We start from the raw sequence: 22,245 nt of genomic DNA, 5'->3' as shown, positions 1-22,245 counted from the left end.
GTCCGTGAATATTTCAAAATCCTTCATATATTAGTTCCTCTCTTCTATATAAGTCGTTTATTTAAAGTTCATTTATTATGGTGTAATGCTATCATAAAACTTAATATGTTACAACATAATTATGCAATAATTCCTCGTGAAGTTTAATCTAATAATTTAGAACTCTCAACTACTAAAACAAAAGATCTGAAGATATATAGTTTCACTCCAAATCTTTTCATCAAGCTTTACTCCAAATTCTATTGATCTTTCCTTTTAGAGGTTTAAAAGTTTTAAATCATCAACAAATCTTAGCCTATATTGTATATCTTTTCTTTTGAGTTTAGTAATTATTTCTTAGTTCTAATACTTCCGCTTGTAGCTCACTCATGTTGTCCACATATCTTACAATTCTTTTGTTTAATTGTTGTATTTCATCATCCTTATCGGCGATTTCATTTTTAAAGACTCTCATTTCATCTTCCAATCTTAGAATCTCATTTTTAAGAAGTCTTATTTCTTGATCTTTTTCATCCAACTCGTTTTCTAACGTATTAATAATTTCCTTTACCTCTTCATATCGCTCATCACTTATTAATTCAAATTCTCTATCAAGATCATCGCTTTCATCTTTTAGCAGATACTTGTCTCTTTTATCATAGCTTATTTCATTTCCATCTTTATCACAGCAATACTTTCTAGGAGCACTACCGCATCTTGTGCAAGTTATTGTCCATAATTCCTTATTCTTGAGTTTTTTAACTTTTGCTTTAAATATGTCATTACCACAATCACTACATATATCTTCGATTTTAACATATTTATCAAGGGATATAGTTGAAATCTCATTATTACAACTACTGCATATTGTATTGTAGCCTTCAAACAAGCCTTTAACTTTAAACTCAACACTTCCGCATACAGGACATGCCTTAGTAATTTGCATAAACTTCCACCTCTATAATATAATTTTTATATTTATATTAACAAATTGTAAAGAACATTATAAAAACTTTGATTATTCATATTTTGTTTACATTTCATATTAGTTTTAATAAATTGCTTTTTTGTTATTATATAGCATAAAGATTTTTTAACTACAAATACTACTAAAGGTTACCAGTAATAATTCTACAGTGTATATTTAAGCTTTATATATTAAAATTTATTTTAAAACTTATTATACTTACATCTTGGAGGTGCAAAACAATGTCAAATAGTAAAAATTTCACTCCTGCACAAGAAGCCTATCAAGCTTTTGCAAAGGAAAGAGAGCCTCAGCGCCCTATTTTTAAAAACTGTGTTAGAGCCTTTTTGGTTGGAGGTTTAATTTGTACAATAGGTCAAGGTTTACAATGGTTTTTTATCACATATTTTGGTTTTACTGAAACTACTGCAGGTAGTCCTACAGTAGCAGTTTTAATTATTACTTCAGTTCTGCTTACAGGGTTTGGAGTCTTTGATCATATTGCTCAGTGGGCAGGAGCTGGTACTGCAGTTCCAATTACAGGATTTGCAAATACCATTGCTTCTGCTTCTATTGAACATAGAACAGAAGGTTACGTATTAGGTGTTGGAGGCAATATGTTTAAGTTAGCTGGCTCAGTACTTGCATTTGGAATCTTTTCTGCTTTCGTAGTAGCACTTATAAAGATCTTTTTTGGATGGGCAGGTGGAATGTAATGCTGAAAGGCAAACAAACATGGGTTTTTGAATCAAAGCCAGTTATTGTGTCCTCTGCTACAGTGGGCGGCCCCTTTGAAGCCGCTGGAGCTATAGCAGATGATTTTGATATTCTTCATGATAGTATATGGGTTGGTGAAGACAGCTTTGAAAAGGCCGAAAAAAAAATGTTGGAACAATCTTTTCAAACTTCAATAGAAAAGGCTAATTTAAAAAAGGAAGATATTCAATTTTTAATTAGTGGTGATTTAATGAATCAAATTATATCCAGTAGTTTTGCTGCTAGAACTTTAGGCATTCCTTTCCTAGGGATTTTTGGAGCATGTTCAAGTTCTATGGAAAGTCTTGCTCTTGCTTCTTTGCTTGTGGATAGCAATGCAGCCAATTATGTTCTTGCTGGTGCGTCTAGTCACAACGTTGCTGTAGAAAAGCAATTTAGATATCCTACAGAGTATGGTGCTCAAAAACCTCCAACTGCACAATGGACAGTAACTGGTGCTGGGTCTGCTATTGTAGCTAAAAGTGGTAATGGTCCAAAAATAACTTCTGCTACAATTGGAAAAATAGTAGATATGGGTATTTCAGATCCATATAATATGGGTACTGCAATGGCTCCTGCTGCTGTGGATACTATAGAAACTCATTTTAAAGACTTAAATATAGATCCCTCTTATTATGATTTAATTGCCACTGGAGATTTAGGAAGAGTGGGTCATCAGATTGCAAGTGACCTATTAACTCAAAAGGGCTTAATTATTCCTAAAAATATATTTACTGATTGTGGATTATTAATTTATAAAGAAAGTCAGCCTGTAATGGCTGGTGGAAGTGGATGTGGCTGTACTGCTACAGTAACCTATGGCCATCTTCTTAATCGAATGAAAAAAGGTGAATTAAAAAAAATATTAATCATTGCTACAGGAGCATTGTTATCTCCACTTTCTTATCAACAAAAGGAAAGTATTCCATGTATTGCTCATGCAGTATCTATAGAAATGTAAACGAGGTGATATAATTATGGAAAAATTTATTTGGGCATTTGTTGTAGGTGGAACTATATGTGTTATAGGACAAATAATGATGGATAAATTTAAACTTACTCCTGCTCATACAATGAGCACTTTAGTTGTGGCAGGTTCAATTTTGGGAGGGTTAGGTTGGTATGATCCTCTAGTGAAATTTGCTGGTGCTGGTGCTTCAATTCCCATAAGTAGTTTTGGTAATTCCTTAGTTAAAGGCGCTCTAATGGAAGCAGAACAAACAGGATTAATCGGAGTTCTTACTGGAATATTTCAAATAACCAGTGCAGGTATTTCTGCTGCTATAATATTTGGATTTATGGGCTCTTTAGTATTTAAACCTAAGGGATAAATGAATATTTTTTATGAAGCTTAGGGCAACATATTTATGGAGGTGATAAACATGGATAAAAAATCTAAAAAACAAAATAAGGATAATAATAAATCACAGAACCCTAAAACAGCAAATCCTATCACTATGGATACTGACAAAAACATGCGTAAGCCAGTAAGAGGATTGCCTGAGGTATAAAAAACTAAAGTCCACAATGGACTTTAGTTTTTTTATTTGATATAAGTTTTAGGAGTTTTATTATACCAACTGCAACTGTATAGGCATATTTCACCAAAGTGATGCACGAATATTCTTATTTTATTGAAGGTATGTTCCTTCTAATAATTATATTATTCCTCTGTATTTATTATATTTTTACCACTTAAATTTATTATTTTAGCATCTCTTATATAATTTTCAATAATTGTTCTACCTAAATTCAACCAACTTATACAATTGTCAAGAATAACAGAATCACTAGTTACAACTCTCTCCATGGTAGATAGATTTTGATCTGGGTTATTTACTAATTCAACTTCTACATTGCAGTTCCAATACTCACTATGTTTTAATATCCTATTTTTTAGTCTTCCAGAATTCGAAACTGGAGAATCTAAAAAAAATTTCACTTTATCAACTTCTAATTCATTTAGGCAATTGCCTATAAATTCTATTGCTTTATCTGTTTTATCAATAATCTTATAAGTTCCTCTTAACCCTGCAATATCTCTTAAGGTACCATCATTGCAAAGTATAAGTGTTCCTCCTGAAGTAGCAACCTCTAAAGTTATTATTAAATTAAAACCATCTATGTAAATTTCTTTATTTTTAACATTCATATTTGATATTAATGTTTTTTTCTTTTATCACAACTTACGTTTGAGCTAGTAGAACGCTGTAATGCGTTACGTTGCCTTAATGAGAACTGATAAGAATTTCCTACAAATTCTGTAATTGACTTCATATTATAGCCTCTATTGAGAAGCCATTGGATTTCTTCTTGTGCCTTTTGAAGGTTTATAATAGCATTCTTTGAGAATAACCTCTTATCTTCCTCATTATATCCTCGTCTTACTATCTTAGTTTCATCTATATCTTCAACTATTTTATTACTATGCTCTTGGTGATATATATTTTCTTCATTTAATTTGCTAATAAATCTATACTTCAAAGTTCTCGTCCCCTTTATTAAATTCTAATCATTATTTTTTATATAGCTGCACCTAAATTTAATTAACTCTTATTTATTATTTATTATTTCTTTTTCAACTAAATTAACTCTCTTATATGACATAAATTTCTACTCACTCATATTATATGTAAGAGTCAATAAAGTATGGCTTTCTAGAATAATCATAATATTTGTACCAGATGATGCTTAAAAACAAATTTAAATAAAGAGAAGCAATTTTATGACAAATTTAAATAATAATCTTCTACGAAACTGGTCCATACTATCCTATGGTAGTGAAACTTATGTACCTTCATCCGAAGATCCACTAGGTGCTACTTGGCCAACCTATTTTTTACAACGTAATGATAATGGTCAGTTTATCGATAACAATGGAAAGTTAATACAATTTCCCATTCATGAACCAGATACTACCTTGGACTTTAATGGAAAACAACTTAATGCAGTTAAAAAAACATTAAATAATATCACCCCCACACAAATTGCCATAGCTAAATATTGGGGCACAGGTCCTGCAACTAAGCAATGGACGCCTATTATTGATATCTTAATAGACACTTATAAAGTTACAGCCTTTAGAGCAGCACGTATCTTAGCAGCTGTTCATGCAGCACTTAATGATGCTTTTGCCGTAACATGGTATTTTAAATATCTTTGGAAGGTTCCTCGCCCCAACCAATTTGACCAAGATCTAGTATCAATTCTACCAATGCCAAAACATCCAAGTTATCCTGCAGGTCATGGAGTTGTTGCAGGTTGTGCAGAAGTCGTTCTTAGTTATTTTTTTGAGTGTGAGGCACATCGCCTTCACCAATTAGCAGAAGAATGTGCTATATCTAGGTTATTTGCTGGTGTACACTATCCAACTGATAATATTGAAGGATTGACACTGGGTAGATATATTGGAGAAATTGTAGTGGAGAATTTAAGGAAACAAGGAGATGGAAACTTATGTTTAGTTGACTATCCCATTAAAGAATGTCTTAATGCTAAACTTCCACCTCCACCATATAGACAAGTAATTTCAAATGAACAACAGATAAATTGTATTTATGCTGAAGACCTCTATGTATTAGATATAGTATCATCCTCAGAAGAATAGTAGACTTAAATTTAAAATTCAAATTATGTGAGAAAAACAAGAACACAATGAATATATATTTTTACATTCATTGTGTTCTTATTTCCTTATTGCTATTCACATGCTATTGAAAGCATAACATCATCCGCATTATAGAAACCATCACTACAAAGTATTCCTAAATTTTTAATAGTTTCTTCTACAGTTTTACCTATTATACCAGTTTTGATTGGAACTATAGTTTTGTTACAAGCAAGATAGGCTGCAATTATCGACTCTGCGGCTGAGGTAGATAGCTTAATAGCACAACTTTCCTTGGCACCATCACATACCATACCTGTAAGATTAGCTAGCATATTATGAATAGTACCTTCAATTTCTTTATCTTTACCACCTAAAAGCCATGCAACGCCCACTCCTGCTCCAATGCCTGCAGCGATTGCACACCCACATATAGCTGATAATTTCCCTGTATATTTTTTTACATAGTTATTAACAATGTGTCCAAAAAATACTGCTCTTTTTATTGTTTCTTCACAAGCATTTATATTTTCCCCTACTACAGTAATGGGAATGATTACACATAATCCTTGATTACCGCTTCCCCCACTAGTCATTATAGGACAAGCTCCACCACTCATTCTTATATCCGAACCTGCAGCAGTTAAAATTCTTGCTGTAGTTACAGGATCACCACCTATTATTCCATCTTTCTGCAGTTTTAAAAGAGATGCTCCCCATCTTAAACCCTTTTCTTTTTTTAGTCCTTCATGTGCAGCATCCATATTCATGTTTATTCCATCCATAATAAAATCCAGCTTATCTATGGAAATTTCCTCAGTTATGTTTCTCATATCTTTTAAAGTTAGTTCTTTAAGAAAATCATTATTTTCCGCATTACTTAAAGATTCTTTTTTGTAAACAACATTTGTGTTAACTAAAATCTCCACTATATTAGTATGGGATCCTTTTAAAATAACTGTTACCTGATCTTTTTCTCCACAGATGTCAGCTTGTACAAACACAGGATTTGCATCACTACTAATGCCCACATTTATAATATTATCTTCAACCATTCTTTTTGCTTGATTTATATGATTTTCTTGAACATCCCTAAATACCAAAAGTCCTGCATCTGCATCTCCACATATTTCTCCTAAAGCAGCAGCAATATGTATTCCGCATTCTTCAGTGTTAGGGATCGTAACAGACTTTCCATTTTTCAGTATACTTTTACTTACTTTCAAATCTATTTTTTTAATCTCGCCTGTAAAATATTTTTTTGCTGTAGCTACTGTTAATGCAACAGCTACGGGTTCAGTACACCCAATAGCAGGCTTTGTTTCTCTTTTAACTACATTCAATAGTTTTTCAATTAATTCTTCATTATTTAGAATTGACATATAATCTTCGCTCCCTTTAAGTTATTGCTATATTAGCTTCAAGATTTTATATATTTACTAAGCAAGAATCATGCCAATCGAAAATTAAAACTATATACTTTTCTTGAAAATCTTGCGATATTTAGTGTATTCATAAGGTAGTATAATGAAAAAGTGATAACCTTCCTAGGATTTAAGGCATTTATAAGTGTAATTCTGAAATTGAGAAATTTAAGTATCAACAAATAAAGTTTAATTTAAAACGTTGTCTTATAGTAAGTTAATCATTATATTTATTAGTAATTAGTCAGTTTTGTTATATTTTTTCGCATAAATGAAAATACAATTTGCATTACTGCAAATTGTATTTCTTTAATTTTCTATATAAAGTTGATAAATCGATACCTAATTCCTCTATAATTCTATTTTTACCTTCTGCGTCTTTGCCAAAATGACTAAACATAGATTGAAGTAACTCTTTTTCAAATTCCTCAACTCTTGACTTCAAGTCTTTACCTAAAATATTTTTATTTGTATCCCTATTATGATGTAACAATTCACTATTCTTATCCTTATGAATTTCTTCAAAGTCTAAATTTAAATTCAGTGAAGACGGTAAATCTTCCAATTTTATTATTTCTCCCTTAGTTATATTAATCAAATATTCAATGACATTTTCAAGCTCTCGTACATTTCCAGGCCAAGAATAATTTCTAAATACCATTTTAACTTCATTAGATAATTTTTTTAATCCTATATTAAATTTTCTACAAAACTTTTCAAGAAGATATTCACTTAAAAGAAATATATCTTCATCTCTTTCCTTTAGACTTGGTAGATATAACGGAATTACATTTAGACGGTAATATAAGTCTTCTCTGAACTGACTATTCTTTACCATAGTTTCTAAATTCCTATTAGTAGCTGCGATTATTCTTACGTCTACGAATATCTCTTCCTTTCCACCAATTTTTGTAAAGCTATGTTCCTGAAGTGCTCTAAGTATCTTTGGCTGTAAATGGATTGGAAGATCACCTATCTCATCTAAAAAAATAGTTCCTCCACTAGCAAGCTCAAATTTACCCATTTGACCCTCTTTTCTTGCTCCTGAAAAGGCTCCTCCTTCATATCCAAAAAACTCACTTTCTAATAAATTATCTGGAATTGAAGCGCAATTCACTGCAACAAATGGTGCGTCTTCTCTGTTACTTGCATAATGTATGGATCTTGCAAAAAGCTCCTTACCTGTACCACTTTCACCTCTTAATAACACTGTGGAATCAGCTTTTGCAATACTTTTTGCCAAAAGCTTAACATTTGAAATACTAGTACTTTCCCCAATGATGTCTTCAAATCTAATTATATTGCTACCGCCTAAAAGCTTATATGCAGCTCTAACTTCGTCACTTCTTTTATTAAACTGAATGATATTACTAACTCTTTTTCCCATACATGTAATCGGAGTACTTTTTACAATAAAATTTTGTTTTTTATTTATAGCGCTTATAGTTTTCCCCTTATAATCTCTACCCAGAAAATTCACACTAAAATTTGAAAACAAATGCTTAATATTTATATTAGAGATGAAATCTTCTTTTATATCAAGAAGTCTTTCTCCTTTTTTATTTACATACTTTATAATCCCATTATTATCTACACATAAAATTCCATCGCTTAGACCATCAATTATATGATTTGTTTCCTCAGTTTGTATCTGAAGCTTGTCTATCGTGTCATGATAAATAATATTTCCAACCAAAAGAGTACTTAATTTATTTAAAAAGATAATCATTGATGGAAAATCCTTGGAAATAATATTGCATTGTTTCTCATCAAATATATTAATTCCTATTATGCCAATTACTTCTTCATCTTTCATTATTGGGTATCCTACAGTTGCAAACTCCATACAGGTATCTTTTGCCTCACAGGAATAGCATACTAAGTCTGTTAAATTATCTTTGTCTTTTGATGATTTTTTTTCTATATAATGGGGCTTTTTATCTTTAACAATAAACTCAAATAAACATTTCGAAGGAATTTTACTTCCAATAAGTTTCTTATATTCTCCAGTAGCTGCTATTCTCTTGAATTTATTATCTATAATTGTAACATCTACATGTAGTACTGCTGATATAGCCTCTGCTACTTCCTGAACAGAATCCTTTATACTGTCTAAAGACACTCTTACTCCCCCTTATTTTATATTGTAATAATTTTATTATAATATTCAATTTGCAGAAATGCAAAAATTTATTAATCCTATAACTTTATAACATTTTTATGTTTTCTTTACTTTAATAACCACTAATTTAATATTATGTATCTTTTCAGTAAACAAAGTGTAAATATTATGCAACATTTTTAAGTTATGAGAATTAATGAATTATTTACATCTAATATTTTATGTGGTGGATGCCATAATAATGATGAAGCATGTTTCGTAATATATTTTATTAAGTAATGGAGATGTTTATTATGTACATATTAACTATCCTATTAATTATTTTGATGCTAATTACAATTACATTTTTGATAATAGTTTTATTTGCACTATCATTAATACAAACAAAAGCTTTTTTCACATTCAATTCAGAAAAACAATTTGATTTTAATTTAACTATAGAATGGTCTAAACCTATCTTTAGGTGTCTTATAGGAAAAGATAATCAAATTACTTTTTTAACAGTTTATTTATTCAATATTAGAATTATAAGCAAAACTCTTACAAAAAATTATAGAGAGTTACTTAATAATATAAAATTTTTAAATTCATTAGAACCAAAATATCTGAAGATTGATGCTTATTATGGATTTATTGATCCTTCAATAACTGGAATGATTTGTGGGATTATTTCATTAGTATCTCAGTCTGCAAAAATAACAGAACTTAATAACAATGCAAATTTCATTTCTGATTATGACTATGCAAAAATAGAAGCAATGGGAGTTTTTAATTCTATTTCTTCAATTGCTAAGGTACTAAATTTGAGAAAAAAAGGCTTAGTTTCCCCTACTTTACAAGGGGTTAAATAAAGGAGGATATCTATATGAATGAAAATACGTCTTTCACAAATAACATGGATACCTTATTTACAGATCTTCATGACTTTGTAAACACAGAAACAGTATTAGGAAGTCCTCTTTCTGTTGGTAGCAAAACTTTAGTTCCAGTTATGTCTGTTACTTTAGGATATGGTAGTACTGGTATGTCAACAAAAGTACAAAATAACTCATCTAGTAATCCTAATGCTAATAATTCTACAAATGGTGTAGGATTAGGTGCTAGAGTAACTACAAATGCTGTAATGGTAATTGAAAATGATTCAGTTTCAATGCTTCCTGTTAATGAAAAAAGCAATATGGAACAATTAATGAATAAGCTTCCAGATGCTATATCAAGTTTAGGTCAAAGTTTTGTAAACGGTGGAATGATGGGTCAAGGTAAAGGACAGGGGCAACAACAAAATCAATCACAAAATCAACAAGGTAGCCAACAAAGTAGTTCTGGCAGTAACCAAATGCAAGGTATGGCTCAAAACAAACAACAAAATTCTTCTAAACAAAAGAATTAGTTTCTAAATTAAAATACTTGTCTATTAAGACAAGTATTTTAATTTAACCTTTTATAATAAACTTCTAAAACATTATTTTCTTTTGTATTATCCTATTTTACTTGAATTGTTAATATTCTCACTTGTTGTACTTAATACTTTGATATATTCAACTATTAAATCATCTAAGTACTGACTAATATGAAGTGTTTTTTTCTCATCTTGAAAAGTTATACAAGCTTCATTCAAGATCTCTCTAGTTTCTTCTATACGTTTTGTTAGTTCTAATAGCTTCTTGTCTAACTTATCCATACATGACCCTCCTATATAACTATAGTAATGTTCATTAATTTAGAGACTCTCGTAATATTATAATTCTCATAAATTATTTTTTTATCCTTGTAATTGAATTTTATTATATGGTATATTATTTTTTGTAAAGATAAGTAATTATTGCTTATTTACAAAAAAATAAAACGAATAAGTTTTTAATTGGTTTATCTTTTCATATTGTTTTCATTTTAATTAATCTTTTAAATCTTATGTTGCATTATTATAATTTGTTTCACTGTTATTATATGAACTTTTCAATTAAAATTTACGTACATATATAAATATATTTGAAAGTGAGGGTGAAAAATGATTAAAAAGTTAAATTTTATTATTATAATCAGTTCCATGGTACTTCTTATAGGTTGCGGTAATAAAAACCTACCAATAAATTCAGGAAATTCCAACACAGAAACTGGTTCCGGAACTGAAGTTACTGATAAAAATGGTAGTTATAGTATAAATGACTTTTATCCCTTTAAAGAAAATGTGAGCTATGTTTATGAAGGAAAAGGTATGGAATATGCATCATTTACTATAAATGTGGATTATATAAAAGATAATAGAATTCAAATTAGAAAAAATAATGGAGGTACAGAGACTGTAAGTGTCATTGAAAAGAAAGATGGCCAACTCCTTACAATATTGTCAAAAAATGAGTGTTATTACAGAGAGAATTTTCTTTCAAAAATTGAAAATCAAAGCAGTATCTTATTAAAAGAACCCATTGTGAAGGGAACTTCTTGGATTCTTCCTGATGGAAGAAAACGCTATATCTCTAACGTTGATATGGAAGTAATCACTAACGCTGGTAACTTTAAAGCTATTGAGGTAACTACAGAGGAAAGCAATGGTACAACTGTTGATTACTACGGGATTAATGTTGGTTTAATTAAAACCATATATAAAATAGGAGATACAGAAGTGTCCTCTTCACTATCTAAAATTCAAAAAGACTCTCCTTTAGTCCAAAATGTGAGATTCTACTATCCTGACATTGATAAGGATAAGTTATATTATACTAATAAAGACTTGTCTTTTAATACTAATGATATAACTAAAATATACTTTGAAAATGAATTTAAGAAATCTCCTAACGAGAACCTTGGTAAATTAATAGGACCCAATGTAAAAATAAATAGTTTGTATTTAAATGATGATGGATCAGTTTACATGGATTTCTCGGAAAACTTTGTAGAAGAAATGAATGCAGGCTCTGGATACGAAAATATGATTCTTCAAAGCATAACTAATACCATTGGAAACTATTATGGAGTTGACAATGTGTATATTACAATTGCAGGGAATCCTTATAGTTCTGGTCATATTATAAAAGAAAAAGGTGAATTCTTTAAAGTTAATATAAGCAATTCTGTTGAATTGTTAGAATAATGCAAATGTAAAATACCAGTGAAAATAATATTCTCACTGGTATTTTTTATTTTTTAATATATGTCTTAGCACGTCTTTAAATCATTTATCACACCTATGCCAAAGTAATTAAATATCTAAAAACTAACCAATAGTGGCTTAAGCTTCCTAAAAGAACGAATATATGAAATATTTCATGTGCACCAAAGGTTCTTTTCACACCTTTTTTTTCTATAGAATAGATTACTGCTCCTACGGTGTAAAGTATTCCTCCTAGAACTAAATATAAAAGCCCTGCACCCGAAAGAACTTTTGATAATGGAGCATAAACAATTATAGCTAACCATCCCATGCCAACATATAGCGTAGTTGATAACCAAGATGGGCAATCTATCCATAGAAATTTAAAGACTATACCCATAATAGCTAAACTCCAAATTGTGAAAAAAACTCCCCATCTCCAATAAGATTCAAGTGCTATCAAGCAAATAGGTGTATATGTTCCAGCAATAAGCACAAAAATCATAGAATGATCTAGTTTTCTTAAAAGTTTTATTACTCCCTCTCTAGATACTACTAGGTGATAAACTGTACTAGCCGTATATAGAAATATTAGACTGAGTCCAAATATTAACGAAGCCACAATACTAAAGCTTGTATATTTCCCTATGGTAAATTGTTTGTACAAAAGTACAACTAATCCTACTAAAGAAACTACAGCCCCAAAGAGATGAGTAAACCCACTAACAGGTTCTCTAAATTTTTTCATATAAAATACCTCCCTTGAAATTCAAACTCTACATCACATAGTTTTCATTACTAGATGACCTTATATTAATATTATACACAAATAATATAAAATTCAATACTAGTTTTTCATTTTTATATTAAATATTTTTATATTTTCCTAAAATGTATTTTTATTGAGTTTTAATAAGCACTTAAAACAGTTATAATAATAGTTAATAAGTTATACAAATCCCTTGATTCATATGTTTGTATTGTTATTCATACAATAAATGGTTTTATCTTTAGTTTGTAGACTATACTATTCAGTGCACTTTATTGTTTTAAAATGTAACCTCTAAAAAGCTGAGCACACACTTATGCTAAATGACCTTTTATAAATCTAAAATTTAAAATATAAAATTGTTATTTATATTTTTACTTATATTTTTATTTGATAAATTATCATTTTTACTTAGTATATTACTAGATGAAAAAGTTAATTAAAATTTAATGGAAGAGGTATAAAATGGAATTCAATACAGAAGAGTTAATTAATATGTTTAAAAATTTAAATTTACATCAAGACATAGAGCCCATAGACATTCCCCATCTCCATTTATATATGGACCAGGTAATTCAGCTTTTTGATAATAATCTTTCTCATTGCAAGAGAAATAGTGATGACAAATTACTAACTAAAACAATGATCAATAACTATACTAAAGATAAGTTGCTGATGCCAGTAAAAAACAAAAAGTACAGTAGAGAGCATATTATTTTAATGATACTAATCTATAACTTGAAGCAAAGCTTGTCCATTGGAGATATTAAAATTCTTTTTAATGATTTAGTGCTTAATCTTCAAGATACTAAAAGTTCATTAATAGACATAGATTCTTTTTACAGTTTATTTTTACAAATAAAGAATAATGAAATTGAAAAAGAAGAAACCCATCTAAATGATATACTCAGTATGGTACAAGAAACTATAGAAGAGAAAGAAAACAGTGAATATGAAAAATTACTATTAACTGTATTAGCTTTAACTAATTCTGCTAATATTCAAAAGAGAATGGCAGAAAAAATAATAGACACCTATTTCAGTAAAAAACAACTGTAAAAAGTTCTAACGACTAAAAAAATGTATAAGTATTTCTATCACGTGTATACAAGTTCTATATAATTAATAGTTAAAGAAAATATTTTTTCACTACATACTTAAACATAAATAATTCTCTAGCCATATTTTCAAATTTATGTAAGAATAATAAATGTAGGAAATTAATAGAAAGTTGGTGTAAAATATGAATGAAAGTTTTTTAAAAAAGTATGCAATATTAGCTGTAAAAACAGGTGTTAACATACAAAGGGGCCAAACATTAGTTGTTATGTCTCCTATTGAATGTGCATCCTTTACAAGAATGATAATGGAGGAAGCTTATGATGCAGGTGCTAAAGAAGTTATAGTTCACTGGGGCGATGAATTGTCAGCAAGAATCAGATTTATGAAAGCTGATGAAGAAGTATTCGAAAATATGCCACAGTGGCAAATAGATTCTTATTTATATTACGCTGAACAAGGTGCTGCCTTCCTAAGTATTTCTGCAGCGAATCCAGAACTTCTAAAGGATGTAAATCCAGAAAGAATTGCAAAATCTCAAAAAACTCGTTCCATGGGTCTTAAGGATTTTAACGCTAGACTTATGAGCAATAAGAATGCATGGTCTATTGTTTCCATTCCTACAGATGGTTGGGCAACAAAGGTGTTCTCTGAGGTTTCTGCTGAGGAAGCAAAGGAAAAACTTTGGGATGCTATTTTCAAAATTGTGAGAGTGGACCAAGTGGATCCAGTGGAGGCTTGGGAGCAACATAAAGCAAATCTAAAAGAAAAGATGGACTATTTAAATCACAAAAACTTTAAATCTCTTCACTTTAAAAATGATAAAGGAACAGACCTTATTGTAGAACTTCCTGAAAATCATCTTTGGGTAGCTGGAGCTGAACATACTCAGGCAGGAATAGAGTTTATTGCAAACATGCCAACAGAAGAGGTATTTTCTATGCCAAAGAAAACTGGTGTAAATGGTATAGTTTATAGTTCAAAACCATTAAACTATGGCGGAAACCTAATAAATAATTTTTCAATAAGTTTTAAAGATGGAAAAATCGTGGATTTTAGTGCTGAACAAGGCTATGATACCTTAAAGAATCTTATATCTACTGATGAAGGTTCCCATTATCTTGGGGAAGTAGCATTAGTTCCATTCGATTCTCCAATCTCCAATAGTGGTATCATTTTCTATAATACTTTGTATGATGAAAATGCTTCTTGCCATTTGGCAATCGGAAGAGCCTATTCTCTTTGCATAAAAGATGGAGATAATATGAGTCAAGAGGAGCTTGAAGCTGCAGGTGGAAACTATTCTTTAACCCATGTAGATTTCATGATTGGAACTGAAGACCTTTCAATTACAGGGCAAAATTCTGATGGCACTGAAATCGATGTGTTTGCTAATGGTAATTGGGCATTTTAATAGCATTAAAATTTTATATAAATACAATTTAACCTAATTATTTAACAAAAATCCACATATTTTGTATACTCAAAATATGTGGATTTTCTTCATTTAAACCTAAAAGTTTATTTTTTAGCCTTATAAAATCTTTATAACTTTAAGGTGGTACTTCCTGATTTTAACATTAACCTTTTCCGCAATAGATTATAAATGCTGAACTCAATTGCTGTTATATATATCTGAAAACTCTAAATTGATTTTTTCAATGTGACTTTGAGGCATATAATTAGGCATATCCTTTTCTTTTCCATTCTCAGCTATAACTTTTATTGGAATCTCAATTATAAAACTAGTTCCAATGCCATACTCACTTTCTACTGAGATATTTCCTCCATGCATTTGTACCAGTTCTTTTGTAAGAGCTAATCCAATTCCACTGCCTTCATGATTTCTGGTATGTAATTCATCAGCTTGTCTAAATCGTTGAAAAATCACATCTAATTTATTTTTGGGAATGCCGCTTCCTGTATCTGTTACAGAAATTATTATACTTTTATCTTTGTCAAAAATATTGACTTTTATATTTCCACCTGGTTTTGTGAATTTTACAGAATTTGAAAGTAAATTAAGCATAATTCTTTCTAATGCATGAGGATCGCACGCAATAATTTTTTCCTCTACCTCTGTATCAAAAGTAAGCTCTATATCTTTATTTTCGATATACTGTGCTACAGATAAGGTTATATCTTCAACTACACTTATTATATTATGGTTTTCAATTATAACTTCGAAAAATCCCGAATCAATTTTTGTTATATCTATTAAATTATTTACCAATCTTATTAATCTATATATGTTCTGCTTTAATGTATCCTTATATTTTAAGAACACATCCTTCTTTATATCAGCTTTATCCTTGTAAGAAAGTTCCATTAACTGTAACGCACTGAAAATAACATTTATAGGAGTCCTTAGTTCGTGAGAAATATTAGCAAAAAACTCGGTTTTTAATTTATCATACTGTAGAACATCCACCATAAGTTTATTATTTTCATCCATTTTACTCTGTAGTGCATCCATCATACTATTAAAACTAGTTGATAACTCTCCTACTTCATCATTATTATTCACATTTATTCTTTGATTTAAATCTCCATCACATATCAATTTTGAAACTTGCACTAAATCTCCTAATGGTCTAAAAACTTTTCTTAGCACTAGAATTAAAATTATTCCACTTATTATAAAAAATGAAAGTGCGATTATAATAGCTTTTATTATAATACTCCTTAATGCCAAATTAAGATTTTTTAAGGATAACCCCACATTAATAGCCCCTATGTGCTTCCCATTTTCATAAAGTGGAATCAATACATCTTGTGTATGTACTTTTTCTGCTTCATAGAAAAACTTATCTGAGTAATTTCTACCTTCCAAAGCCGCAGTAACACTACCTTTGTCTTGTAGCTTTATTCCAATTCTAGATGGATCACTATGAGCAATAGCTATTAAATTTTTATCAATAATTACCGCATAAACAACGTTTTCCTCTTGTCCTAAAGCTTCAACTATATCTTGTTTTGTTAATGAAGCTTTTAACATTTCAATATCCTTAATTTGAATACCAACTTGAATTATTCTATCATTTTCAAGCAATATTGCACCATATTTATAGTAAAAATTATCAGAATTACTTTTTCGAACTTCTTCGATAATTTCTGTTTTTTCATTTGTGAATAATGGATTCATTTCATGTTTGGTAAGATACATGTATCCAATATTACCTGGTAAGTTTGAATAGATAACCTTTCTACTTGAATCAACTAGGTTAATTTCCGCTACATTTATTTTATTTGAAACCTCCTGCAAGAATGCGTTATCTATACTTTCTTTTTGTCCTATCAAATATGCCACAGACTTTATCTTCTCTTCCAATAAACCATCAATCTTAGCTTCATATGAATTCGCAGATTCAATATGTTTAGCCATCTGTTTCGTTAGGGCAATTCCATCCTCTGTAATTTGCCTTTCCATCTGTTCGCCAATGGTTTTTACAGACAATATTGTAATTAGTACAATAGAGCAAAAATATATGCCTATTGTTATGAATACGATCTTAAATTTTAAATTCATATTCTTCATAATATTTCCTAGCCCCCCCTCCACACCTTTGTTTAGCGATGTTTATTCCTGTTACAAAATGATTAACCTCTTCTATGCAATGTACATTTTATTTTCTTTATAGATAATTCAATAAAACTATAAAATAATTACGAAATAGTTTAACAAACCTACTATTGATTTCATAACTATAAGTTAAATATAAAGGGAAATTTTAATCATTGCAATAAAAATAATAGTACTTTTTCAATATTTACTTATAAAATGTAGAAAAAAGTATTTTCTCCTACTTTATTGTAAGTATATTTCAAATATGGAATTAATAATACTTGTCTTTAATCTCAAGCATTATTAATTCAGCTTAGTTTTTTTACACTTCACCCCAAGTTTTTGTTTATTCACCTTTATATCATATTAAAAGTTAAAAATTAATTTTATAATTTAAAGAGAACACGTTTACATTAAAAATTGACTCTCAATACTATGAATCAATTTTTATGTATAGCTGGTTGATTCTGGTTATATAAGCGGGAAATTATATCAAAATTATAAGGGGGAGTATTTATATGTTTACTTTTTTAGCATCAATTGTAATACTTGTTGTAGGCTATATAGTTTATGGTAAGTTTACTGAGAAAATGTTTGGTATGGATGAACATCGTGTAACTCCGGCAGTACGCCTTGAGGATGGAATTGATTTTATTAAACTTCCACCAGCAAAAATTTTCTTAATCCAATTTTTAAATATCGCTGGTCTTGGTCCAATATTTGGAGCTATTTCTGGAGCACTTTGGGGACCAGTTGCTTTTTTATGGATAGTATTTGGATCTATCTTTGCTGGTGCTGTTCACGACTATTTTTCAGGTATGTTATCTGTAAGACATGATGGTGCTAGTATTCCTGAAGTAGTTGGAAAATATCTTGGAAATGGTTTTAAGCAGTTTATGAGAGGCTTCTCTGTTATTCTATTGATTCTTGTTGGAACAGTATTTATGACTGGACCTGCTGGTTTACTTGCTAGCTTAACTCCTGAATCGTTAGATAAGACTTTTTGGTTGTATGTAATTTTCATTTATTACGTATTAGCCACTATACTTCCAATAGATAAACTTATTGGAAAAATATATCCAATCTTTGGCCTATGTTTACTGATAATGGCTGTAGGAGTGGGTGGTGGAATATTAATTGGAGATTATAATATTCCAGAATTAACACTTCAAAATTTACATCCAAGTAATTTACCAATTTGGCCATTAATGTTTGTAACTATTGCTTGTGGTGCAATTTCAGGATTCCACGCTACACAATCACCAATGATGGCTAGATGTCTTGAGAATGAGAAACAAGGTAGAGCTTCTTTCTTTGGTGCAATGATAGCTGAGGGTATTGTAGCATTAATTTGGGCTGCAGCTGCTATGACTTTCTTCAATGGAACAGATGGTCTTGCAAAAGCTTTAACCGAACAAGGAGGACAGGCTGGTATAGTTCACTTAATCTCTACATCTTTACTTGGAAAAGTTGGAGGAGTTCTTGCAATTCTTGGAGTAATCGCGTGTCCTGTAACCTCGGGAGACACTGCCTTCAGAAGTGCGCGACTTACAATTGCTGACTTTTTGAACTTCAAGCAAGGGCCAATAAAAAACAGATTAATTCTAAGTGCACCATTATTTATTGTTGCTTATTGCTTAACATTGATTGACTTTAATATTATATGGAGATATTTTGCTTGGTCTAACCAAACTTTAGCTATGATAGTTTTATGGACAGGAGCCATGTACATGGTTCATATTAATAAATCTCATTGGTTTGTTACAATTCCTGCAACGTTTATGACCGCAGTTTCCTTCACTTACATTCTTGTAGCACCAGAAGGATTCAAAATGGCTGCATCAATTGCTTATCCTATAGGTATAGTAATTGCAATACTTTCCTTAGGTTGGTTCTTATCAACAGCTTCAAAAAGAAAACCATTAAGCAATGATCAAAAACAAGCTTCAAACATTTAAAGAATCTATTTTAAATATAAAAATCCTCTTAAATGTAATTATAGTTACATTTAAGAGGATTTTTTCACTTACAAACCTAATAACTTTTTTAAATCCTTAACCTTATTTCTACTAACAGGAATTTCTGTTTTTTCATTATTACTCATAACAATTTTAAAATGATAATTAAATAGTGGAAATAGTTCTTTCACATATTTAACATTTACAACAAAGCTCCTATGTACTCTAAAGAAATCTGTTTTTTCTTCAATCTCACTTAAAGTGAACATAGTATTATATTCATTATCCTTAGTTTTAACATAGGTATGATCACTTAAAGTAAAGCAAAAATAAACTTCGTCGATGTCTAAAAAACTAGTTCTACCATACAATTCACATGGGAATTTTTTCAGTCTTTTTTTTTGTTTTTCAAATTCATCTAACATTTCATAAATTCTTATATTCATAGATTTCTCATCACTGGTGTCTTCCTTAAACTCATTATCCTGATTTTCTATTTGCTGTTGAAATTGTTTTTCAACCCGATGTATTGATTTCGCTATTCTTCTCTCGTCAAAGGGCTTTAAAACATAGTCCATAGCTTCCAGTTCAAAAGCTTTTACAGCATAGTCCTCATAAGATGTAACAAATATTATTACTCCCTTATATATGGATTTTTTTAATTCCTCTGCTACAGTAATACCATTAATACCTGGAATATTTATATCTAGAAAAATTAAATCAACTGCGTTTCTTTTAGTAAATTCTAATGCCTCAATACCATTTGTAAATGTTCCTATAATTTTAATTCTATTATAATTCTTAAGTATAAATTGCAGTTCATCCTTAACATGAGTTTCATCCTCAACAATAATACAACTTATATACTCCATATCTACACCTTCTCTTTAGGTATTTTAAAGCAAACCTTAGTTCCTTTACCTAAAATACTTTCTATCCTTAACAAACTCTCTTCACCATACAGAAGTCTTAATCTCTCATTTACATTTTTAATACCAATACCTGAGGTTTCATATAATAAGATATTATTTATCTTATCTTTCTCCATGCCCACTCCATCATCTTTAACTTCAAATTCAATATAGTTATCTTTTTCATTGATAACTATATCAATGCTTCCTCCCTGTATTTTAGGTAATATACCATGTTTTATTGCATTTTCAACTAAAGGTTGCAAAATAAATACTGGAACCTTAATTTCATCTAACTCGTTTCCTATTTCTATGCTAATTTGAAGCCTATCACCAAACCTTGATTCCTCAATCTTTAGATAAGATATTAAAAACTCTAATTCTTCTTCCAAAGAAATAAAATCTTCCTTTCTTTTTAAAGTTGTTCTAAAATAGTTAGATAGCTCCAATATAAGTTTCCTTGCCTTTTCCGAATCCGTTCTACATAAGGATGCAATGGTAGCTAGGGAATTAAATAAAAAGTGTGGATGTATCTGTTCCCTTAAAGCCTTGTAACTGGCTTGAATTCCTTCTTCAGCAATTTTATTTAATTCATACATCTCTATTTCATCAGCAATTATAGAACTTAATTCTTCACACAAATTAAAATAGTTTCTTATTTCATATCTAGATTTGACTTTTATTCCTATTGCTCCTCTGTACTTGTCATTGATTAATATTGAGTGAATAACAATAGGCTTTTCATGCCATATATCATTTTCCTCATAAATTAAATTTGCATTTCTAGATTTATTTCTCCTAATTGACTCTACAGATTTTTGTATATCTTCATTATTCAAATTAATATTCTTAATACCTAATATGAATTTCTCATTGGTGATAAATACGCCTTTTACATTAGCTACATCATAAATTGCATCTATAAATTTTTCTATATTTTCCTTTACAAATCCGGACTTCATATAAAATGTAGCTTTTTTAGCAATTCTCAATGCTTTGTGTGCCTGCACTGCCTCAGAATTCAACAAATCATTTTTTACTTCTTTCACAATAGCAATAAATATAACTACTCCTAAAGTATTTACTAAAGTCATAGGTAAAAAAATTATTTTTTCAAGTATTATTGCCTTTTCTAAAGGTTTAGCCATTATAAGTATTATTATAAATTGGGTAACTTCTGCCCATATCCCTGCATAAAAAGCTCCCTTTATGCTAAAGTCATCCTTCCACGGCTTTTTAGATATCACATATCCAACCATTCCTTCAAAAAAAGAAGCTACTGCACATGCTAAAGCTGTAAATCCACCGAAAGTATATCTATGATACCCACCTATTATACCAACAATCCCCCCCACTAATGGTCCTCCAATGTACCCTGCAACAATAACACCAATAGGCCTTATATTTGCAAGAGCTTTATCTACAATGTCTATTCCTAAATAGTTACCCATTATAGATAAAAGCGAAAAAAATATAATCATTATTAATTTATCTTTTTTGCTTATTTTCCCTTGAATCAAATTTTTAAAAGTTTTAATTCTTGTAAAAAAATAAGCTGACAGTGCCACTAAAGACATTCTTTGCAAAAGTTCAATATAGAGCATATTTAACTCACCACAGTTCTTTAAGTTATTTAATTAAGTCGAGTACAAAAAAATTTGCATTTTCTCTCTTTCTAAATATTTTAAGTAATTTTTCTTTAATTATATAATATATTGAATAATTAATTCAAACAAGTTTACTTAAAACTTATCAATAACATCTTTTTGAGTTACAAAAGTTCTCCCTGTAGTTTCACTATATTTAGCGTATATGTGAAATTATTTTTGAAAAATAATTTCATTATTTATTATTTCAAAGCAATTACCGTATAGGGTTATACCTTATCAATAATCTTTAAGTATTATTAAAAAACAGAAAAGGAATAAATATTCTAATTAAAAGAACATTTATTCCTTCTCCCTTATTCTACATTAAACGGTTGTTATTTTTAAACCAATTACATTCTATGTGCCATTTAATCATAAAAAAAGCATT

The 22,245-nt window shown here is 29.7% G+C and carries 21 protein-coding genes; 11 read left to right on the top strand and 10 right to left on the bottom strand.

The features are described from left to right. Positions 1-322: 322 nt before the first annotated feature. Positions 323-925, bottom strand: coding sequence for a hypothetical protein (locus RR409_RS11635; RefSeq protein ID WP_332557924.1), 603 nt, complete (start codon positions 923-925; stop codon positions 323-325). 263 nt (positions 926-1,188) lie between these two features. Between RR409_RS11635 and spoVAC the strand changes: the two genes are divergently transcribed. Genes spoVAC through RR409_RS11615 form a run of 4 tightly spaced genes read left to right on the top strand, consistent with a single transcriptional unit; the run spans position 1,189 to position 3,213 of the window. Beyond that, positions 1,189-1,662: a stage V sporulation protein AC gene (gene spoVAC, locus RR409_RS11630; protein ID WP_332557923.1), complete on the top strand. Its 474-nt coding sequence runs from the start codon at positions 1,189-1,191 to the stop codon at positions 1,660-1,662. After that, positions 1,662-2,663: a stage V sporulation protein AD gene (spoVAD, locus tag RR409_RS11625; protein WP_332557922.1), complete on the top strand. Its 1,002-nt coding sequence runs from the start codon at positions 1,662-1,664 to the stop codon at positions 2,661-2,663. The genes spoVAC and spoVAD overlap by 1 nt, the downstream gene beginning before the upstream one ends. A gap of 16 nt (positions 2,664-2,679) precedes the next feature. After that, positions 2,680-3,033 (top strand): stage V sporulation protein AE, encoded by a 354-nt coding sequence (gene spoVAE, locus RR409_RS11620; protein WP_332557921.1) that lies wholly within the window; start codon positions 2,680-2,682, stop codon positions 3,031-3,033. A 51-nt stretch (positions 3,034-3,084) separates the two neighbouring features. Further along, on the top strand, positions 3,085-3,213 hold the full coding sequence (locus RR409_RS11615) for a hypothetical protein (RefSeq protein WP_332557920.1): 129 nt from the start codon (positions 3,085-3,087) through the stop codon (positions 3,211-3,213). A gap of 152 nt (positions 3,214-3,365) precedes the next feature. On the opposite strand, the gene RR409_RS11610 is transcribed toward RR409_RS11615, so the two are convergent. Beyond that, positions 3,366-3,854: a DUF5616 domain-containing protein gene (locus RR409_RS11610; protein WP_332557919.1), complete on the bottom strand. Its 489-nt coding sequence runs from the start codon at positions 3,852-3,854 to the stop codon at positions 3,366-3,368. A gap of 8 nt (positions 3,855-3,862) precedes the next feature. Then, positions 3,863-4,186: a DUF434 domain-containing protein gene (locus RR409_RS11605; protein WP_332557918.1), complete on the bottom strand. Its 324-nt coding sequence runs from the start codon at positions 4,184-4,186 to the stop codon at positions 3,863-3,865. 241 nt (positions 4,187-4,427) lie between these two features. Between RR409_RS11605 and RR409_RS11600 the strand changes: the two genes are divergently transcribed. Then, positions 4,428-5,309, top strand: a complete 882-nt coding sequence (locus tag RR409_RS11600; protein WP_332557917.1) for a vanadium-dependent haloperoxidase — start codon at positions 4,428-4,430, stop codon at positions 5,307-5,309. A gap of 92 nt (positions 5,310-5,401) precedes the next feature. On the opposite strand, the gene RR409_RS11595 is transcribed toward RR409_RS11600, so the two are convergent. Both RR409_RS11595 and RR409_RS11590 read right to left on the bottom strand, forming a co-directional pair. Next, complete coding sequence (locus RR409_RS11595; RefSeq protein ID WP_332557916.1) at positions 5,402-6,691, bottom strand: L-serine ammonia-lyase, iron-sulfur-dependent, subunit alpha; 1,290 nt, start codon at positions 6,689-6,691, stop codon at positions 5,402-5,404. A 331-nt stretch (positions 6,692-7,022) separates the two neighbouring features. Further along, entirely contained in the window at positions 7,023-8,855 is a 1,833-nt protein-coding gene (locus tag RR409_RS11590) for a sigma 54-interacting transcriptional regulator (RefSeq protein ID WP_332557915.1), read from the bottom strand. A gap of 293 nt (positions 8,856-9,148) precedes the next feature. On the opposite strand from RR409_RS11590, the gene RR409_RS11585 reads away from it, so the two are divergent. Next, positions 9,149-9,706 (top strand): hypothetical protein, encoded by a 558-nt coding sequence (locus RR409_RS11585; RefSeq protein ID WP_332557914.1) that lies wholly within the window; start codon positions 9,149-9,151, stop codon positions 9,704-9,706. 14 nt (positions 9,707-9,720) lie between these two features. Further along, positions 9,721-10,245, top strand: a complete 525-nt coding sequence (locus RR409_RS11580) for a spore germination protein GerW family protein (RefSeq protein WP_332557913.1) — start codon at positions 9,721-9,723, stop codon at positions 10,243-10,245. A gap of 87 nt (positions 10,246-10,332) precedes the next feature. Here RR409_RS11580 and RR409_RS11575 read toward each other — a convergent pair whose 3' ends face one another. Continuing rightward, the gene (locus RR409_RS11575; RefSeq protein WP_332557912.1) at positions 10,333-10,536 is read right to left on the bottom strand and encodes an aspartyl-phosphate phosphatase Spo0E family protein; all 204 of its coding nucleotides are present in this window, start codon (positions 10,534-10,536) and stop codon (positions 10,333-10,335) included. Positions 10,537-10,863: 327 nt separating this feature from the next. Here RR409_RS11575 and RR409_RS11570 point away from each other — a divergent pair, with 327 nt between their 5' ends. Then, on the top strand, positions 10,864-11,946 hold the full coding sequence (locus RR409_RS11570) for a GerMN domain-containing protein (RefSeq protein ID WP_332557911.1): 1,083 nt from the start codon (positions 10,864-10,866) through the stop codon (positions 11,944-11,946). A gap of 94 nt (positions 11,947-12,040) precedes the next feature. On the opposite strand, the gene RR409_RS11565 is transcribed toward RR409_RS11570, so the two are convergent. Beyond that, on the bottom strand, positions 12,041-12,694 hold the full coding sequence (locus RR409_RS11565; RefSeq protein ID WP_332557910.1) for a hemolysin III family protein: 654 nt from the start codon (positions 12,692-12,694) through the stop codon (positions 12,041-12,043). Between the two features lie 486 nt (positions 12,695-13,180). Here RR409_RS11565 and RR409_RS11560 point away from each other — a divergent pair, with 486 nt between their 5' ends. After that, positions 13,181-13,774: a DUF1836 domain-containing protein gene (locus RR409_RS11560; protein WP_332557909.1), complete on the top strand. Its 594-nt coding sequence runs from the start codon at positions 13,181-13,183 to the stop codon at positions 13,772-13,774. Between the two features lie 184 nt (positions 13,775-13,958). After that, positions 13,959-15,188, top strand: a complete 1,230-nt coding sequence (locus RR409_RS11555) for an aminopeptidase (RefSeq protein ID WP_332557908.1) — start codon at positions 13,959-13,961, stop codon at positions 15,186-15,188. Between the two features lie 201 nt (positions 15,189-15,389). On the opposite strand, the gene RR409_RS11550 is transcribed toward RR409_RS11555, so the two are convergent. Beyond that, positions 15,390-17,312, bottom strand: coding sequence for an ATP-binding protein (locus RR409_RS11550; RefSeq protein ID WP_332557907.1), 1,923 nt, complete (start codon positions 17,310-17,312; stop codon positions 15,390-15,392). Between the two features lie 545 nt (positions 17,313-17,857). On the opposite strand from RR409_RS11550, the gene RR409_RS11545 reads away from it, so the two are divergent. After that, positions 17,858-19,297, top strand: coding sequence for a carbon starvation protein A (locus RR409_RS11545; protein WP_332557906.1), 1,440 nt, complete (start codon positions 17,858-17,860; stop codon positions 19,295-19,297). 68 nt (positions 19,298-19,365) lie between these two features. Here RR409_RS11545 and RR409_RS11540 read toward each other — a convergent pair whose 3' ends face one another. Both RR409_RS11540 and RR409_RS11535 read right to left on the bottom strand, forming a co-directional pair. Then, positions 19,366-20,169 (bottom strand): LytTR family DNA-binding domain-containing protein, encoded by an 804-nt coding sequence (locus tag RR409_RS11540; RefSeq protein WP_332557905.1) that lies wholly within the window; start codon positions 20,167-20,169, stop codon positions 19,366-19,368. A 2-nt stretch (positions 20,170-20,171) separates the two neighbouring features. Further along, positions 20,172-21,812, bottom strand: a complete 1,641-nt coding sequence (locus RR409_RS11535; RefSeq protein ID WP_332557904.1) for a LytS/YhcK type 5TM receptor domain-containing protein — start codon at positions 21,810-21,812, stop codon at positions 20,172-20,174. Between the last annotated feature and the right edge of the window lie 433 nt (positions 21,813-22,245).

The organism is Clostridium sp., assembly GCF_036642255.1.
In the GTDB taxonomy this organism is placed as follows: Bacteria; Bacillota; Clostridia; order Clostridiales; family Clostridiaceae; genus Clostridium_J.
This window is presented reverse-complemented; position numbering and strand designations above follow the sequence as displayed.

Bases quoted from the DNA above. Each gene is read 5' to 3' on its own strand.
- RR409_RS11635 (WP_332557924.1), bottom strand. From the start codon at position 925: ATGCAAATTACTAAGGCATGTCCTGTATGCGGAAGTGTTGAGTTTAAA.
- spoVAC (WP_332557923.1), top strand. From the start codon at position 1,189: ATGTCAAATAGTAAAAATTTCACTCCTGCACAAGAAGCCTATCAAGCT.
- spoVAD (WP_332557922.1), top strand. From the start codon at position 1,662: ATGCTGAAAGGCAAACAAACATGGGTTTTTGAATCAAAGCCAGTTATT.
- spoVAE (WP_332557921.1), top strand. From the start codon at position 2,680: ATGGAAAAATTTATTTGGGCATTTGTTGTAGGTGGAACTATATGTGTT.
- RR409_RS11615 (WP_332557920.1), top strand. From the start codon at position 3,085: ATGGATAAAAAATCTAAAAAACAAAATAAGGATAATAATAAATCACAG.
- RR409_RS11610 (WP_332557919.1), bottom strand. From the start codon at position 3,854: ATGAATGTTAAAAATAAAGAAATTTACATAGATGGTTTTAATTTAATA.
- RR409_RS11600 (WP_332557917.1), top strand. From the start codon at position 4,428: ATGACAAATTTAAATAATAATCTTCTACGAAACTGGTCCATACTATCC.
- RR409_RS11595 (WP_332557916.1), bottom strand. From the start codon at position 6,691: ATGTCAATTCTAAATAATGAAGAATTAATTGAAAAACTATTGAATGTA.
- RR409_RS11585 (WP_332557914.1), top strand. From the start codon at position 9,149: ATGTACATATTAACTATCCTATTAATTATTTTGATGCTAATTACAATT.
- RR409_RS11580 (WP_332557913.1), top strand. From the start codon at position 9,721: ATGAATGAAAATACGTCTTTCACAAATAACATGGATACCTTATTTACA.
- RR409_RS11575 (WP_332557912.1), bottom strand. From the start codon at position 10,536: ATGGATAAGTTAGACAAGAAGCTATTAGAACTAACAAAACGTATAGAA.
- RR409_RS11570 (WP_332557911.1), top strand. From the start codon at position 10,864: ATGATTAAAAAGTTAAATTTTATTATTATAATCAGTTCCATGGTACTT.
- RR409_RS11565 (WP_332557910.1), bottom strand. From the start codon at position 12,694: ATGAAAAAATTTAGAGAACCTGTTAGTGGGTTTACTCATCTCTTTGGG.
- RR409_RS11560 (WP_332557909.1), top strand. From the start codon at position 13,181: ATGGAATTCAATACAGAAGAGTTAATTAATATGTTTAAAAATTTAAAT.
- RR409_RS11555 (WP_332557908.1), top strand. From the start codon at position 13,959: ATGAATGAAAGTTTTTTAAAAAAGTATGCAATATTAGCTGTAAAAACA.
- RR409_RS11550 (WP_332557907.1), bottom strand. From the start codon at position 17,312: ATGAAGAATATGAATTTAAAATTTAAGATCGTATTCATAACAATAGGC.
- RR409_RS11545 (WP_332557906.1), top strand. From the start codon at position 17,858: ATGTTTACTTTTTTAGCATCAATTGTAATACTTGTTGTAGGCTATATA.
- RR409_RS11540 (WP_332557905.1), bottom strand. From the start codon at position 20,169: ATGGAGTATATAAGTTGTATTATTGTTGAGGATGAAACTCATGTTAAG.
- RR409_RS11535 (WP_332557904.1), bottom strand. From the start codon at position 21,812: ATGCTCTATATTGAACTTTTGCAAAGAATGTCTTTAGTGGCACTGTCA.